We start from the raw sequence: 16,538 nt of genomic DNA on the forward strand, positions 1-16,538 counted from the left end.
CGAGAGGCAATCTCGCGATCATGAAGCTGCGTTCCGCCACACCCGCCGATGCCGCCGCCCTCGCCCGGTTGGGACGCGATGCCTTCTGCGCGTCGTTCGCGCACCTCTATCGCGACGAGGACTTGCAGGCGTTCCTGGCCGCCGCGCATTCGCCGGAAAAGGTCGCCGCCGAGATCGCCGATCCGGCCATGGCGATCGTGCTGGCGGTGGCGGACGAAGGTGCGCTGCTGGGTTACTGTAAGCTGGTGCTGGCATGCGGCTGGCCCGAACATGCCCGCGCGCAGCCCGTGGTTGAGATCAAGCAGTTCTACACCCAGCCCCACGCCACCGGGCGCGGAATCGGCGCGGCGATGATGGATTGGACGCTGGCGGATGCGCAGCGCCAGGGGGCAAAGGAAATCCAGCTATCGGTCTGGAGCGAAAACCACGGCGGCCAGCGCTTCTACGCGCGCTATGGCTTCATCAAGATCGCCGATATCCATTTTATCGTCGGGGAGCAGCGGGACGAAGAGTTCCTGTTCGCCAAGCTGCTATGATCCGGACCATCGCAGCTTTCTGAAGATCAGCAATTGCACGGCGGTGATCGCGGCGCAGATGGCCAGCACTTCCCAGAACGCCGCCGGGTCCTTGGCATCCGGCAGCCCTTCCACGTTCATCCCCAACAGCCCGGCAATGAAGTTCAGCGGCAGGAAGATCGTGGCGACGATCGCCAACTGAGACTGCGTGCGCGCATTGCGCTCCAGCAGGCGCGCCCGCACATCATCCTGCAGCACCAGCGCGCTTTGGGTGGTGATGTCCAGATCATCGAGATAGCGGCGCAGGCGGTCGATCGTCTCGGCGATCTCGCGCCGGTCATGCGGCTCGAACCATTCCGGCGCATCGCGCGAGATGTTCTCCAACGCCTCGTGCTGGGGCGACATATAGCGCTTCAACTGCAGGCACTCACGCCGAATGCGCGAGATTTCTGCCAGCATGGCCTTGTCCGCACAGTCGATCTCCCGCTCTTCCAGCGCGTCGATCGCATCGTCCAGATCGAGGATGACGTTGCCCATCCGCCCGACCAGGTGCTTGGTCAGCGACGTGATCAGCGATCCCGCGTCGACCGGCCCTTGGCCCGCGTCCAGCTCATCGCGCGTATCCCGAGGCGTCTGCAGCGGAGCCCGGCGCAAAGTGACGAGGCGGGTGCCATCGCACCACACCTGCATCGAAACCATGTCCTCAGGCTCGGCGCCGGGGTTGAAGTTGATGCCGCGCAAAGTCGCCACCAGTGCGCCGTCTTCACGAAACGCGCGGGGGCGGGTGGCGTCGCTGGTCAGCAACTGCGCGGTCGGCGCGGAGATGGCGCAGTGCTCCATCAACCAGTCGCGGGCGCCCGGCTCTGTCCGGCACAAATGCACCCACAACATCTCACCGGGAACGGAGGGCTTCCACGCCCGGGCCGCCTCCCACCCGATTTCGCGCGCGCCGCCCCGCCCGTCCAGCACCCGGCCGAACAGCAGGGGCCCATCCAGCTCGCAATCATCGTTGTGCGTCAGATCATGCATCATCATGGCTGCATGCCCCAACGCGGCAAACGGCAAAAGGTGCATGGCCGCATTTACCGAGAGTATGCCTTTCACCCGTCACGCGAAGCGCCTATACACGTCGCATGTCCGCAATCCGTCCCTGGCGCACGATAGAGCGCCGCAAGAGCCGTCAGATCATGGTCGGCAAGGTCCCCGTCGGCGGCGATGCCCCGATCACGGTCCAGACCATGACCAACACCCTCACCAGCGATGCCGGGGCCACGATCGACCAGATCCGCCGGTGCGAGGATGCCGGGGCGGACCTGATCCGCGTCTCCTGCCCCGATGTGGAAAGCACCGCCGCCTTCCATGAGATCGTCCGCGCCGCCAAGGTGCCGCTGATCGCCGACATCCACTTTCACTACAAGCGCGCCCTGGAGGCGGCGGATGCCGGTGCGGCGTGCCTGCGCATCAACCCCGGCAACATCGGCTCGGCAGAGCGCGTGGCCGAAGTCGTCCGCGCCGCCAAGGCCAACGGCTGCGCCATCCGCATCGGCGTCAATGCCGGCAGCCTGGAAAAGGACCTGCTGGAAAAGTACGGCGAGCCCTGCCCCGAGGCGCTGGTGGAATCCGCGCTCGATCACATCAAGCTGCTGCAGGACCACGATTTCCACGAATACAAGGTTGCGGTGAAAGCCAGCGACGTGTTCCTGGCCGTCGCCGCCTATCAGGGCCTGGCCGAAGCGGTGGACTGCCCGCTGCACCTGGGGATCACCGAGGCCGGTGGCCTGATCGGCGGCACGGTGAAATCATCGATCGGCATCGGCAACCTGCTGTGGGCGGGCATCGGCGACACCTTGCGCGTCTCGCTCTCGGCCGAGCCGGAAGAGGAAGTGCGCGTCGGGTTCGAAATCCTCAAGGGTCTGGGCCTTCGCACGCGCGGCGTCCGGGTCGTCTCATGCCCATCCTGCGCGCGCCAGGGCTTCGATGTCATCCGCACTGTGGAGGCGCTGGAAACCCGGCTCTCGCACATCAAGACACCGATCTCGCTTTCCGTGCTGGGCTGTGTCGTCAACGGCCCCGGTGAGGCGCGTGAAACCGACATCGGCCTGACCGGCGGCGGCAACGGCAAGCATATGGTCTACCTCTCCGGCGTGACCGATCACCACGTCCAGTCCGAGGATATGCTGGACCACATCGTCTCGCTGGTGGAAGCCAAGGCCGCACAGATCGAAGCGGAGATGACCGACGCCGACAAGGTCAGCGAAGCCGCGGAGTAGGTCAATCAGCATTGCGCTGACGGGCTTACGCCCGCGTTCGTAGCTGGCCGCTGCGTCAGAAATGGATGTCGATGTAGTCGGTCAGGCCATCGCACCATTCGAATTCGCGCAGCCGGTAGTATCGCCGGTTCTGGGTAATGGCGAAATGCCAGTCCTTCGTGGCTTCGCACCGGCGGCCGACGTCAGGCGTATCGGTCATCCGGATCGTGCCGCGCAAGGTGAAGAAGCCTTTGCCGATCTCCGTCACGGTGCCATCCACGAACAGCCGACCGCTGCCGCCCGCCTGGGCCTGCGTGGCGGTCAGCCGCCAGCTCGATCCGCGAACCACCCGGACAGAGCCACGCGTGTTCCAGTCGATCCATTGCAGCGTTACGCCTTTGTTTTCGGCCAGGCGGCGGGCATCGCGGGGGCTGGTGATCGTCGTGCGGTCGGCCGGAGCGGCGGCGGTCAGCAAGGCGAGCGGCAGGAGCAGGGCATGGCGCATGCGCTGATCGTAGCAGCCCGTCCTGGTTTTGTCCCGCCACGGCACTCATGCCATCCTGGCTTCTTGCCAAGTGGGCCGATTTGGCAGACAGTAAACATCCATTTCGGATGTGGCGCGCATGCTGAAGATGCTGTTCCTTCTGGGCCTGATCATCGCAGTCTGCGTCGGGCTGGGCGTCCTCGTGATGTCCATTCGCAACCGCCGCCGCCGCCACCTCAGCCGCGCCCACCGCATCAGCGACTACGCCGAGCGGCAATCGCAATGGCGGACCTATCTGTCGCTCAACAAATCACGCAGCGTGCGCCGAATCACCGATCAGCGCGAACCTGACTGACGCGAGCGAGGCGGCCATTGCCTAGCGTAAGGCACGCCGGCTCCTTTTTCCCGTTCATGTCGAGCGTAGTCGAGACACGTTAGCACCACGCCCACGTGCCTCGACTACGCTCGACACGAACGGTGGGGGAAAATCCGCCTTTCAATCCACACCGCCACCAGAGACGCGCCCGCCCCCTTCCGCTCGGACTCACATATCCGAACGATCGGCTTCCGATCCCACAACCCGCAAAGAAAAACCCCGCCGGATCGCTCCAGCGGGGTCTTCCTGTTGTAGCCCTGAAGGCCGGCGCGAGGCTTACGCTTCGTCGTCGCCCTTGATCAGGTAGTCGCCGGCATCGGCGTCGGTGCCGTGGGTCTCGCCTTCGAAGCGAGCCAGCGGATCGTTGCCGATCGCCGCTTCCGGACCTTGCTTCAGTTCGGCCGCATGCTCTTCGGCGGCGCTGTTCGGCAGAACCAGCGCTTCCTGCAGCTTGCGATACGAAGCGCGCAGTGCGGCATCGCGGCTGGAGGCGGCGACGCGCATGCGGTTCATGCCCGCGCCGGTACCCGCCGGGATCAGACGCCCGACGATCACGTTCTCCTTCAAGCCGATCAGCGAGTCGCGCTTGCCTTCGACCGCCGCCTGCGTGAGCACGCGGGTGGTTTCCTGGAACGACGCGGCCGAGATGAACGAGCGCGTCTGCAGCGAGGCCTTGGTGATGCCCAGCAGCACCGGCTTGCCCTCAGCAGGACGCTGGTCCTTGTCGAGCTTGCCGTTGATCTCCAGCATTTCCTCCAGGTCGACCTGCTCGCCCGGCAGCAAGGTGGTGTCTCCGCTAGCCGTGATCTCAACCTTCTGCAGCATCTGGCGAACGATCACCTCGATGTGCTTGTCGTTGATCTTCACGCCCTGGAGACGATAGACCTCCTGGATTTCCGCGCAGAGATATTCGGCCAACGCTTCCACGCCCAGCACTTCGAGGATGTCGTGCGGATCAGGCGAACCGGAGATCAGGTTGTCGCCCTTCTTCACGAAGTCGCCTTCCTGAACGTCGATCACCTTGGACTTGGGGATCAGATACTCGACCGGCTCGCCCTCTTCCGGGATGATCGCGATCTTGCGCTTGGCCTTGTAGTCACGCACGAACTCGATGCGGCCCGAGGTCTTGGCGATGATCGCGTTGTCCTTGGGCTTGCGCGCCTCGAACAGCTCGGCCACGCGCGGCAGACCGCCGGTGATGTCGCGGGTCTTGGCGGCTTCGCGGCTGGCACGGGCGATGATGTCACCCGCTTCGACCGCTTGTCCGTCCTCGACCGAAAGCGTCGCGCCCGGCGCCAGCATGTAGCGCGCCGCTTCGCCCGAGTCCTCGTCGAGGAGGGTGATGCGCGGGCGCAGATCCTCCTTCTTCTTGGCGCGGGTGGAACGGTCCTCGGTCACCACGCGGCTGGTCATGCCGGTGGCTTCGTCAGCCTGCTCGCTGAGGGTACGACCGTCGATCAGGTCCTGATAACGGATGATGCCGCTGGTTTCGGTGATGATCGGCAGCGAGAATGGATCCCACTCTGCCAGACGCTCGCCTTCCTTCACCGCGCCGCCATTTTCATGGAGCAGCACGGTGCCGTATGGCACGCGGTGCATGGCGCGCTCGCGACCCTCGGAGTCCATCACCACGATCTCGCCGTTGCGGGCAAGGCTGAGGCGACGGCCGCGCTTGTCGGTGATCGTCGGGATATCGCGATAGACCACGGTACCGTCGGAAATCGATTCCAGGTGGCTGGTTTCGTTCAGCTGCGCCGCACCACCGATGTGGAAGGTACGCATAGTCAGCTGCGTGCCCGGCTCACCGATCGACTGCGCGGCGATAACGCCGACCGCCTCACCGATGTTCACCGGCGTACCGCGAGCGAGGTCACGCCCGTAGCACTTGCCGCAGACGCCCATCGTCGCTTCGCAGACCAGCGGCGAACGAATGCGCGCAGCCTGCAGGCCGGTCGCCTCGATCTTGGCCACCGCCGCTTCGTCGAGCAACTGCCCGTGCTTGGCGACGACGTTGCCGGCCTTGTCGACGATGTCCTGCGCCAGGGTACGGCCCAGGATACGCTCCCCCAGCGAAGCGATGGTCGAACCGCCCTGCACGATTGAGCGCATTTCCAGCGCCCGCTCGGTACCGCAATCGTCGACGACGACCACGCAGTCCTGCGACACGTCGACCAGACGGCGGGTCAGGTAGCCCGAGTTCGCCGTCTTGAGCGCCGTATCCGCCAGGCCCTTGCGAGCGCCGTGGGTCGAGTTGAAGTACTCAAGGACGGTCAGACCTTCCTTGAAGTTCGAGATGATCGGCGTCTCGATGATCTCGCCCGAAGGCTTGGCCATCAGGCCGCGCATACCCGCCAGCTGCTTCATCTGCGCTGGCGAACCACGCGCGCCGGAGTGGCTCATCATGTAGATCGAGTTGATCTGCTTCTGACGGCCGGTTTCCGGATCGATCGGCATTGCGCGGATTTCGTCCATCATGGCGTTCGCCACCTGGTCACCGCAACGGCTCCAGGCGTCGATCACCTTGTTATACTTCTCCTGCTGAGTGATCAGGCCGTCCTGGTACTGCTGCTCATAGTCCGCGACCAGTTCCTTGGTCTCGGCCACCAGCGCCACCTTGCTGTCCGGGATGATCATGTCGTCCTTGCCGAACGAGATGCCCGCCTTGAACGCGTTGCGGAAGCCGAGCGACATGATCGCGTCGGCGAACAGCACCGTGTCCTTCTGGCCGGTGTGACGATAGACCTGATCGATCACGTCACCCAGTTCCTTCTTGGTGAGAAGGCGGTTGACGACGTCAAAGGGCACCGTGTGGCTCTTGGGCAGGCATTCGCCGATGAGCATGCGGCCCGGCGTGGTCTCGACGCGGAGCATGTACTCCTTGCCGGCCTCGTCGGTCTGCGGGATCCGGGTGTGGATTTTGGAGTGCAGCGTCACCGCGCCGACATGCAGCGCCTGGTGCACTTCGGCGATGTCGGACAGCATCATGCCCTCGCCCGGCTCGCCTTCGCGGTCCATCGAGAGATAATACAGACCCAGCACCATGTCCTGCGACGGCACGATGATCGGCTTGCCGTTCGCAGGCGACAGGATGTTGTTGGTCGACATCATCAGCACGCGTGCTTCCAGCTGGGCTTCCAGCGAAAGCGGCACGTGGACGGCCATCTGGTCACCGTCGAAGTCGGCGTTGAAGGCCGAGCAGACCAGCGGGTGCAGCTGGATCGCCTTGCCTTCGATCAGCACGGGCTCGAACGCCTGGATGCCCAGACGGTGCAGCGTGGGCGCGCGGTTCAGCATGACCGGGTGCTCGCGGATCACCTCGTCCAGGATGTCCCAGACTTCCTTGCGCTCCTTCTCGACCCACTTCTTGGCCTGCTTCAGGGTCATGGACAGACCCTTGGCATCGAGGCGGGCGTAGATGAACGGCTTGAACAGTTCGAGCGCCATCTTCTTGGGCAGGCCGCACTGGTGCAGCTTCAGCTCGGGCCCGGTCACGATGACCGAACGGCCCGAATAGTCGACGCGCTTGCCCAGAAGGTTCTGGCGGAAGCGGCCCTGCTTGCCCTTGAGCATGTCGGACAGCGACTTGAGCGGACGCTTGTTCGCGCCGGTGATCACGCGGCCGCGGCGGCCGTTGTCGAACAGCGCATCGACCGCTTCTTGCAACATGCGCTTTTCGTTGCGCACGATGATGTCAGGCGCGCGCAGTTCGATCAGGCGCTTGAGGCGGTTGTTGCGGTTGATGACGCGACGATAGAGGTCGTTGAGGTCAGAGGTCGCGAAGCGGCCGCCGTCCAGGGGCACCAGCGGGCGCAGCTCGGGCGGGATGACCGGTACGACGTCCAGGATCATCCACTCGGGCTTGTTGCCCGAATCGATGAACGATTCCACGACCTTGAGGCGCTTGATGATCTTCTTGGGCTTGAGCTCGGACTTGGTGGTCCGCAGCTCCTCCAGAAGATCGTCACGCTCCTGCTCAAGATCGAGGCTCATGAGCATCATCTTGACCGCCTCGGCGCCGATGCCGGCCGAGAACGCGTCCTCGCCATACTCGTCCTGCGCGTCCAGCATCTCGTCTTCGGTGAGCAGCTGGAACTTCTCGAGCGGGGTCAGGCCCGGCTCGATCACCAGGTAGCTTTCGAAGTACAGCACGCGCTCCAGCTGCTTGAGCTGCATGTCGAGCAGCAAGCCGATGCGCGACGGCAACGACTTCAGGAACCAGATGTGCGCGACCGGCGCGGCCAGTTCGATGTGGCCCATGCGCTCGCGGCGCACCTTGGTCACGGTCACTTCAACGCCGCACTTCTCGCAGACGACGCCCTTGTACTTCATGCGCTTGTACTTGCCGCACAGGCACTCGTAGTCCTTCACGGGACCGAAGATGCGCGCGCAGAACAGGCCGTCACGCTCCGGCTTGAACGTACGGTAGTTGATGGTTTCCGGCTTCTTGATCTCACCGAAGGACCAGGAGCGGATACGCTCGGGCGAGGCGAGGCCGATCTGGATCTGATCGAAGGTCTCGGGCTTCGCAATCTGGTTCGTGAACTTGGTCAGGTCGTTCATATTTCGCTCCAGTTCCCCTCCCGCTGGCGGGAGGGGCTAGGGGAGGGCCTGTTTTTTCTTTTCCGAGTGAGAGTCCGGCCAAACAGGCCCTCCCCCGGCCCCTCCCCAAGCCTCAACGAGTAAGGCCTGGGAGGGGAGATTTCAGACGCCCGCGCCTTGCGGCGGGGCGGTATTCCTATTCAGCCGCCAACCGGCCGTTGTTGATCGCCTCGTCGTCGGCCTCATCGTGATCGATGACCGAGTTCAACTCGACGTTCAGGCCCAGCGAGCGCATTTCCTTGACGAGCACGTTGAAGCTCTCCGGAATGCCGGCCTCGAAGGTGTCGTCACCCTTGACGATCGCTTCGTAGACCTTGGTGCGGCCGACCACGTCGTCGGACTTCACCGTCAGCATTTCCTGCAAGGTGTAGGCGGCGCCGTAAGCCTGCAAGGCCCAGACCTCCATCTCACCAAAGCGCTGGCCACCGAACTGCGCCTTACCGCCCAGCGGCTGCTGGGTGACGAGCGAGTACGGCCCGATCGAACGTGCGTGGATCTTGTCGTCGACCAAGTGGTGCAGCTTGAGCATGTAGATGATGCCCACGGTCACCTTACGGTCGAACTTGTCCCCCGTGCGCCCGTCGAACAGGTCGGACTGGCCCGACTTGTCGAGACCGGCAAGCTCCAGCATGTCGGCGACGTCGGCTTCCACCGCACCGTCGAACACCGGCGTACCCATCGGCACGCCGCCGGTGAGGTTGCCGGCCAGTTCCAGGATCGAAGCGTCGTCGCGACCGGCGATGTCTTCCTCGTACTTGGGACCGTAGATCGTCTTCAGACGCTCCCGCACGGCATCGGGCGGAGAGCCCGCTTCCGGGTTCGGATTGGCGTGGCGCCAATCCTCCAGAGCCGACTTGACCTGCTGGCCCAGGCCGCGCGCGGCCCAGCCCAGGTGGGTCTCGAAGATCTGCCCGACGTTCATGCGCGAGGGCACACCCAGCGGGTTCAGCACGAGATCGACCGGCGTACCGTCCGCCAGGAACGGCATGTCTTCCTGCGGCAGGATGCGGCTGATCACACCCTTGTTGCCGTGGCGGCCGGCCATCTTGTCACCCGGCTGCAGCTTGCGCTTCACCGCGACGAAGACCTTGACCATCTTGAGCACGCCCGGAGCCAGCTCATCGCCGCGCTCCAGCTTCTCCTTGCGATCCTCGAACTTCTCCTGGATCGCCTTAACGGTCAGGTCGTACTGACCCTTCACGGCTTCCAGCTGCGACTGGACGTGATCGTCCTCGACGGAGAACTTCCACCAGTCGTGGCGCTCGGCCTCGGCCAGCAGATCCTCGTCGATCACGCCGCCCTTCTTCACGCCCTTGGGCGCTGCCGTGGCGGTCTGGCCCAGCAGCATGTCACGCAGACGGTTGTAGGTGGCGCGGTTGAGGATCGCGCGCTCGTCCTCACGGTCCTTGGCGAGGCGCTCGATTTCCTCGTTCTGGATCGCGCGGGTACGGTCGTCGATCTCGATACCGTGGCGGTTGAACACGCGCACGTCGACGATCGTGCCCGAGACGCCCGGCGGCAGACGCAGGGACGTGTCACGCACGTCGCTGGCCTTTTCACCGAAGATCGCGCGCAGCAGCTTCTCTTCCGGCGTCATCGGCGATTCGCCCTTCGGCGTGATCTTGCCGACCAGGATGTCACCCGGGTGCACTTCGGCGCCGATGTAGACGATGCCCGCTTCGTCGAGGTTGCGCAGGGCTTCCTCGCCGACGTTGGGAATGTCGCGCGTGATATCCTCAGGCCCCAGCTTGGTATCGCGGGCCATCACTTCGAACTCGTCAATGTGGATCGACGTGAACACGTCGTCCTTCACGATCCGCTCGGAGATCAGGATCGAGTCCTCGTAGTTGTAGCCGTTCCAGGGCATGAACGCGACGAGGCTGTTGCGGCCCAGCGCCAGTTCGCCCAGCTCGGTCGAGGGCCCGTCGGCCAGGATATCGCCCTTGCCCACGATATCGCCCACCTTCACCAGCGGACGCTGATTGATGCAGGTCGACTGGTTGGAACGCTCGAACTTCTGCAGGCGGTAGATATCGACGCCGGACTTGCCGGCCTCGATATCGCCCGAAGCGCGGATGACGATACGCGTCGCGTCGACCTGGTCAACCACCCCGGCGCGCAGGGCCGAGATCGCCGCGCCCGAATCGCGCGCCACGGTCTCTTCCATGCCGGTGCCCACGAACGGCGCATCGGCCTTGACCAGCGGCACCGCCTGGCGCTGCATGTTCGAGCCCATCAGTGCGCGGTTGGCGTCATCGTTTTCAAGGAACGGGATCAGCGATGCGGCGACCGAAACCAGCTGCTTGGGCGACACGTCCATCAGCGTGATCTGGTCACGCGGGCTCATCACGAACTCGCCGTTCTGGCGGGCCGAGACGAGTTCCTCGGCGAAGCTGCCGTCCTCGTTGGTATCGGCCGATGCCTGCGCGACGGTGTGCTTCTGCTCTTCCATGGCGGAAAGATAGACCACGTCGCCGGTCACCTTGCCGTCGATCACCTTGCGGTACGGCGTCTCGATGAAGCCGTACTTGTTGACGCGGGCGAAAGTCGACAGCGAGTTGATCAGACCGATGTTCGGGCCTTCCGGCGTTTCGATCGGGCAGATGCGGCCATAGTGCGTCGGGTGAACGTCGCGGACTTCGAAGCCCGCGCGCTCACGCGTAAGACCGCCCGGCCCGAGCGCCGAAACGCGACGCTTGTGCGTCACTTCGGAAAGCGGGTTGGTCTGGTCCATGAACTGCGACAGCTGCGAGGAGCCGAAGAACTCACGCACCGCGGCCACGGCGGGCTTGGCGTTGATGAGATCGTTGGGCATCACGGTCGACACGTCGACCGAGGACATGCGCTCCTTCACGGCGCGCTCCATACGCAGCAGGCCGACGCGGTACTGGTTTTCCAGCAGCTCGCCCACCGAACGCACGCGGCGATTGCCGAGATTGTCGATGTCGTCGATCTCGCCCTTGCCGTCCTTCAGGTTCACCAGTTCCTTGACCACCGCCAGGATATCGTCGGTGCGCAGCGTGGTGACGGTGTCCTCGACCTCAAGGCCCAGGCGCATGTTCAGCTTGACGCGGCCCACGGCCGAAAGGTCGTAGCGGTCGGCATCGAAGAACAGGCCGTCGAACAGCGCTTCTGCAGTTTCCTTCGTCGGCGGTTCGCCCGGACGCATTACCTTGTAGATGGCTTCCAGGCCCATCTCGCGGTTCTCGGCCTTGTCGGCCTTCAGCGTGTTGCGGATCCAGGGACCGGTGTTGACATCATCGATGTCCAGCAGCTCGATCGCATCGAAACCGGCAGCGTCCAGCGCCTCCAGGTTCTCCGGCGAAACTTCGTCGCCCGATTCGATGTAGATTCGGCCCGTGGTCTCGTCGATCAGATCCTTGGCGGAATAGCGGCCGAAGATTTCCTCGGTCGGGATCAGCAGCTCGGCAAGGCCGTCCTTCTGCGCCTTGTTGGCGGCGCGCGGAGAAATCTTGTGACCCGCGCCGAACACGACTTCGCCCGACTTCGCATCGACGATGTCGAACGCCGGCTTCAGGCCGCGCCATGCCTCGGGCACGTAAGGCAGGCGCCAGCCGCCTTCGCCACGCTGCCACGTGACGGTCTCGTAGAAGTGATCGAGAATGCTCTCGTCATCCAGGCCCAGCGCATAGAGCAGCGCGGTGACCGGCAGCTTGCGCTTGCGGTCGATGCGGACGTTGACGATGTCCTTGGCGTCGAACTCGAAATCCAGCCACGAACCGCGATACGGGATCACGCGCGCAGCGAACAGGAACTTGCCCGAAGAGTGGGTCTTGCCGCGATCGTGATCGAACAGCACGCCCGGCGAACGGTGCATCTGCGAAACGATCACGCGCTCGGTGCCATTGACGACGAACGTGCCGTTCTCGGTCATGAGCGGCATGTCGCCCATGTAGACGTCCTGCTCCTTGATATCGAGCACGGAGCGGGTCTCGGTCTCGGCATCCACCTCGAACACGATCAGGCGCAGCGTCACCTTCATCGGAGCGGCATAGGTGATGCCGCGCTGGCGGCACTCGGTCACGTCGTACTTGGGGTCTTCCAGCTCATAGTGGACGAAGTCCAGCTCGCTGGTGCCGGCAAAGTCGCGGACCGGAAATACCGAGCGCAGCGTCTTTTCCAGGCCGGAAACGTAGCCCGTCGCCGGATCGGAGCGCAGGAACTGCTCGTAGCTCTCGCGCTGAACCTCGATCAGGTTCGGCATCTGCACCACTTCGTGCGCGTCGCCGAAGATCTTGCGGATGCGCTTGCGGTTGGCCTTGGGCGAACTGCTGTTCGCCGAGACGTCCGGATTGACGGGATTGGTCGCCATGAGGGATCTATCGCCTTCTCGCTCTTGGCCGATCACGAAGACCGGCCACCATCGTTATCTCTCGCGAAATCACCGCCCAAAAGGCGGACCATCCAAACGCGACAAAGGCCGCGCATGCATGCCTGCCCAATAAGGCAGACCAGCAATTCGCAGCCTGTTGCGTCAGATGAATACCCAGACCGCTTCCTGTTCGTGACGTATCCCCGCGCTGGATCCGTCTTGCTCGAAGCGGTGAGTGAGGTCGGCATATAGGAGCACGACCTCGCAGAGTCAATCACAGCCCGCGCACCCTAGCCCATGCACCACGCGTGGAGCCGATCCGCGCGGTCTCGTGCTTTGAAGCCGATCTTTCTAGTCCGACGTCCTGGAAGCGCTTAGCAAAGCAAAAGGCCGGGGGATCGCTCCCCCGGCCTTCGGTATGCTTGGACTGAATGACTGGCCTTAGAAGCCCATGTCACCCATGCCGCCCATGCCGCCGCCGCCCATGGGGGGCATGGCGGGCTTGTCTTCGGGCTTGTCGCTGATCGCCGCTTCGGTGGTGATCAGCAGGCCGGCGACCGAGGCCGCGTCCTGCAGCGCGGTGCGAACGACCTTGGTGGGGTCGATCACGCCGGCGGCCACGAGGTTCTCGTAGACGTCGGTCGCGGCGTTGAAGCCCTTGGTCTCGTCGTTCTCGCGCAGGAGGTTGCCCGAAACGACGGCGCCGTCATGACCCGCGTTGGTGGCGATCTGCTTCACCGGAGCAGTGATCGCACGGCGGATGATGTCGATGCCCTTGGTCTGGTCGTCGTTCGCGCCCTTCAGGCCTTCGAGAGCCTTGGTCGCGTACAGCAGAGCCGTGCCGCCACCGGGGACGATGCCTTCTTCGACCGCGGCGCGGGTGGCGTGCAGCGCGTCGTCGACGCGATCCTTGCGCTCCTTCACCTCGACTTCGGACGCACCGCCGACCTTGATCACGGCGACGCCACCGGCCAGCTTGGCGAGCCGCTCCTGCAGCTTCTCACGATCGTAATCGCTGCTGGTGGTCTCGATCTGCGAGCGGATCTGCTCAACGCGGGCCTTGATCTCGTCAGCCGAACCGTTGCCATCGACGATGGTCGTGTTGTCCTTGTCGATCGTGACCTTCTTGGCTTCACCCAGCATGCCGAGCGTGACGCTCTCCAGCTTGATGCCCAGGTCTTCCGAGATCATCTCGCCAGCGGTCAGCGTGGCGATATCGCCCAGCATCGCCTTGCGACGATCGCCGAAGCCCGGTGCCTTGACGGCCGCGATCTTCAGGCCGCCACGCAGCTTGTTGACGACGAGCGTGGCCAGAGCCTCACCCTCGATGTCCTCGGCGATGATGAGGAGCGGACGGCCCGACTGCACCACGGCTTCCAGGATCGGCAGCAGCGCCTGGAGCGACGACAGCTTCTTCTCGTGGATGAGGATGTAGGGGTTGTCCAACTCGACGGTCATCTTGTCGGGGTTGGTGACGAAGTAGGGCGACAGGTAGCCGCGATCGAACTGCATGCCTTCGACGACGTCCAGCTCGAACTCGAGACCCTTGGCCTCTTCGACGGTGATGACGCCTTCCTTGCCGACCTTTTCCATGGCCTCGGCGATCTTCTCGCCGACTTCGGTGTCACCATTGGCCGAGATGATGCCGACCTGGGCGATTTCCGACGAGCCGGAGACGTTCTTCGACCGGCTCTTCAGGTTCTCGACGACCTTGGTGACGGCGATATCGATGCCGCGCTTCAGGTCCATCGGGTTCATGCCGGCGGCGACGGCGGTCATGCCTTCGCGCACGATGGCCTGGGCCAGCACGGTCGCGGTGGTGGTGCCGTCACCGGCCTTGTCGTTGGCCTTCGAGGCCACTTCGCGCAGCATCTGCGCGCCCATGTTCTCGAACTTGTCCTTGAGTTCGATTTCCTTGGCGACGGTGACGCCGTCCTTGGTGATGCGGGGGGCGCCGAAGCTCTTGTCGATCACGACGTTGCGGCCCTTGGGGCCCAGCGTGACCTTCACGGCGTTGGCGAGGATATCCACACCAGCGAGAATGCGCTCACGAGCGTCGCGCGAAAAGCGTACGTCCTTGGCTGCCATTGTCAAAATTCCTTATTTATAAAAGAGATACGAAGAAGCGATCAATCTCAGGCGATGACGCCGAGGATGTCCGATTCCTTCATGATCAGCAGGTCTTCACCGTCGACCTTCACCTCGGTGCCCGACCACTTGCCGAACAGTACGCGATCGCCGACCTTGACGTCGAGCGGGGTGATCGTGCCGTTTTCGGCGCGAGCGCCGGTGCCGGCGGAGACGATCTCGCCCTCGGCGGGCTTTTCCTTGGCGCTATCAGGGATGATGATGCCGCCGGCCGTCTTTTCTTCAGCCTCTACGCGGCGCACGAGAACACGGTCGTGCAGCGGACGAAAACCCATGGGATTCTCCCTATCCAGTAAACATGAAAGATCTTGGCACTCCCAGGTCGAGAGTGCCAGCGGGCGGGATATGGTTCGATGCCGTGCCCGCGTCAAGCACACTGGGAACAAAAATTGATATTTGAATTACAGGTTCGGCTCAGCCGAAGGTCGCGCTCGGCAGAAGGTTGAAACGGGCCCGGCCGACCCAGCGGATCAGCAGCAGGATCGCCGCGACGGTAAGGCCCACGGCCAATCCGATCCACACGCCGATGCCTTCCAGTCGGGTGTTGAAGCCCAGCCAATAGGCGGTGGTGAAACCGGCGAGCCAGTAGCTGACCACGGCGATCACCATCGGCATGCGCGTATCCTGAAGTCCGCGCAGCACGCCCGCGATCACCGCCTGCGCGCCGTCGACCAATTGGAATGCAGCGGCCACGGCAAGGTACTGGATGGCGAACACGATCATCGCCGCATTCTCAGGCGCATTGATATCGATATAGGCGGCGACGATCAGGCGCGGCACCAGCAGCATGGCGGCGGCGGACACGCCGACGAAGGCCATGCACACCAGGAACGCGGCCCAACCGGCGCGGCCCACCGCCTCGCGATCGCGGGCGCCGAAGTGATAGCCGACGCGGATCGTCGCGGCCTGGCCGATGCCGAACGGCACCTGGAAGAAGATCGAGGCGATCTGCAACGCCACCGTGTGCGCCGCCAGTTGCGCCTCACCGATGCGGCCCATCAGGAACGCGGCGGAGCTGAACAGGCCGCCCTCCGCCATCAGGGTCAGCGCGATCGGCAGGCCCAGCGCGACGATCTGGCGCATCCGCGACCATTCCGGCCGCCACCAGCGACCGAAGATATGCATGCGCCGCAGCCTCCGGTCCGAGCGGATGGCGAGGCAGTAGGCCAGCACCGTCAGACACGCGGTGATGAAGCTGGCGAGCGGTGAGCCCAGCAGCCCCAGCGGCGGCATGCCCAGATGGCCGAACACCAGCGCCCAGTTGCCCAGTGCGTTCACGCCGATCGCTATGGCGGTGATCACGGTGGCGAAGATCGGGCGGCCCATGGCAGATACGAATGTGCGCAGGACGTTGACCACCAGCATCGGGATCACGCTGAGCGCGCAGACACGCAGGAAATCGCCCGCCAGCTTGGCCAGCACCGGCGTCTGGCCGGTGGCGCGCACCATCGCCTCGCCGTTGAAGCACACCGCGATGCCGCCGATTCCCAGGAAGACGCAGAGCCACAAGGCCATGCGCACCGAGCGGCGCACTTCGCGCACCGCATGGCGGCGGCGGCCCAGCTCCGCCGCGATCAGCGCGGCGACGGCCCCGGTCAGGCCGTAGAACGCCATCAGCATTACCGCGAAGATCGCCACGGCCAGGCTGGACGCCGCCAGAGGCTCCTGCCCCAGGCGCGAAACGAACATGACGTCGGTGGCGAACACCGCCATCTGCAGGATGTTGGCCGCCGCCAGTGGCCCTGCCAGACGCAGCGTCGCGATCAGTTCCGTGCGGAACTGGCCGGGTGCGGGGCGGGTGAGGATCGGGGCGGCAGTCATCGTCCGGTCATGC

The 16,538-nt window shown here is 64.3% G+C and carries 10 protein-coding genes; 3 read left to right on the forward strand and 7 right to left on the reverse strand.

The features are described 5' to 3' along the window. Nucleotides 1-20: 20 nt before the first annotated feature. Nucleotides 21-536, forward strand: a complete 516-nt coding sequence (locus GGR39_RS00115; RefSeq protein WP_183615372.1) for a GNAT family N-acetyltransferase — start codon at nucleotides 21-23, stop codon at nucleotides 534-536. Here GGR39_RS00115 and GGR39_RS00120 read toward each other — a convergent pair. Then, entirely contained in the window at nucleotides 531-1,550 is a 1,020-nt protein-coding gene (locus GGR39_RS00120; RefSeq protein WP_343055735.1) for a zinc transporter ZntB, read from the reverse strand. The genes GGR39_RS00115 and GGR39_RS00120 overlap by 6 nt on opposite strands. Nucleotides 1,551-1,648: 98 nt before the next feature. On the opposite strand from GGR39_RS00120, the gene ispG reads away from it, so the two are divergent. Continuing rightward, nucleotides 1,649-2,785, forward strand: a complete 1,137-nt coding sequence (gene ispG, locus GGR39_RS00125) for a flavodoxin-dependent (E)-4-hydroxy-3-methylbut-2-enyl-diphosphate synthase (protein WP_058735049.1) — start codon at nucleotides 1,649-1,651, stop codon at nucleotides 2,783-2,785. 55 nt (nucleotides 2,786-2,840) lie between these two features. On the opposite strand, the gene GGR39_RS00130 is transcribed toward ispG, so the two are convergent. Next, nucleotides 2,841-3,269 (reverse strand): hypothetical protein, encoded by a 429-nt coding sequence (locus GGR39_RS00130; protein ID WP_183615373.1) that lies wholly within the window; start codon nucleotides 3,267-3,269, stop codon nucleotides 2,841-2,843. 118 nt (nucleotides 3,270-3,387) lie between these two features. Between GGR39_RS00130 and GGR39_RS00135 the strand changes: the two genes are divergently transcribed. Further along, nucleotides 3,388-3,603: a hypothetical protein gene (locus GGR39_RS00135; RefSeq protein WP_183615374.1), complete on the forward strand. Its 216-nt coding sequence runs from the start codon at nucleotides 3,388-3,390 to the stop codon at nucleotides 3,601-3,603. Nucleotides 3,604-3,900: 297 nt separating this feature from the next. Here the strand turns inward: GGR39_RS00135 and rpoC are convergent, their stop codons facing one another. The 5 genes from rpoC to GGR39_RS00160 form a co-directional block, all read right to left on the reverse strand. Beyond that, the gene (rpoC, locus tag GGR39_RS00140) at nucleotides 3,901-8,184 is read right to left on the reverse strand and encodes a DNA-directed RNA polymerase subunit beta' (RefSeq protein WP_183615375.1); all 4,284 of its coding nucleotides are present in this window, start codon (nucleotides 8,182-8,184) and stop codon (nucleotides 3,901-3,903) included. Nucleotides 8,185-8,359: 175 nt separating this feature from the next. Continuing rightward, nucleotides 8,360-12,556 carry a DNA-directed RNA polymerase subunit beta gene (gene rpoB / locus GGR39_RS00145; protein WP_183615376.1) on the reverse strand — a complete coding sequence of 1,399 codons (4,197 nt, stop codon included), beginning with the start codon at nucleotides 12,554-12,556 and terminating at the stop codon, nucleotides 8,360-8,362. Between the two features lie 441 nt (nucleotides 12,557-12,997). Then, a complete protein-coding gene (gene groL / locus GGR39_RS00150) occupies nucleotides 12,998-14,644 on the reverse strand; it encodes a chaperonin GroEL (protein ID WP_183615377.1) in 1,647 nt (548 codons plus the stop codon). 47 nt (nucleotides 14,645-14,691) lie between these two features. Then, nucleotides 14,692-14,979, reverse strand: coding sequence for a co-chaperone GroES (gene groES, locus GGR39_RS00155; RefSeq protein ID WP_058735044.1), 288 nt, complete (start codon nucleotides 14,977-14,979; stop codon nucleotides 14,692-14,694). A 139-nt stretch (nucleotides 14,980-15,118) separates the two neighbouring features. Continuing rightward, nucleotides 15,119-16,525, reverse strand: coding sequence for an MATE family efflux transporter (locus GGR39_RS00160; RefSeq protein WP_183615378.1), 1,407 nt, complete (start codon nucleotides 16,523-16,525; stop codon nucleotides 15,119-15,121). Nucleotides 16,526-16,538 lie beyond the last annotated feature (13 nt).

The sequence above is a fragment of the Novosphingobium fluoreni genome, from assembly GCF_014196615.1.
Classification (GTDB): Bacteria; Pseudomonadota; Alphaproteobacteria; order Sphingomonadales; family Sphingomonadaceae; genus Novosphingobium; species Novosphingobium fluoreni.

What these genes read in the sequence shown, in the direction of transcription:
- rpoB (WP_183615376.1), bottom strand. Translation starts at nt 12,556, where the DNA reads ATGGCGACCAATCCCGTCAATCCGGACGTCTCGGCGAACAGCAGTTCG.
- GGR39_RS00120 (WP_343055735.1), bottom strand. Translation starts at nt 1,550, where the DNA reads ATGATGATGCATGATCTGACGCACAACGATGATTGCGAGCTGGATGGG.
- rpoC (WP_183615375.1), bottom strand. Translation starts at nt 8,184, where the DNA reads ATGAACGACCTGACCAAGTTCACGAACCAGATTGCGAAGCCCGAGACC.
- ispG (WP_058735049.1), top strand. Translation starts at nt 1,649, where the DNA reads ATGTCCGCAATCCGTCCCTGGCGCACGATAGAGCGCCGCAAGAGCCGT.
- GGR39_RS00135 (WP_183615374.1), top strand. Translation starts at nt 3,388, where the DNA reads ATGCTGAAGATGCTGTTCCTTCTGGGCCTGATCATCGCAGTCTGCGTC.
- GGR39_RS00115 (WP_183615372.1), top strand. Translation starts at nt 21, where the DNA reads ATGAAGCTGCGTTCCGCCACACCCGCCGATGCCGCCGCCCTCGCCCGG.
- GGR39_RS00130 (WP_183615373.1), bottom strand. Translation starts at nt 3,269, where the DNA reads ATGCGCCATGCCCTGCTCCTGCCGCTCGCCTTGCTGACCGCCGCCGCT.
- GGR39_RS00160 (WP_183615378.1), bottom strand. Translation starts at nt 16,525, where the DNA reads ATGACTGCCGCCCCGATCCTCACCCGCCCCGCACCCGGCCAGTTCCGC.
- groES (WP_058735044.1), bottom strand. Translation starts at nt 14,979, where the DNA reads ATGGGTTTTCGTCCGCTGCACGACCGTGTTCTCGTGCGCCGCGTAGAG.
- groL (WP_183615377.1), bottom strand. Translation starts at nt 14,644, where the DNA reads ATGGCAGCCAAGGACGTACGCTTTTCGCGCGACGCTCGTGAGCGCATT.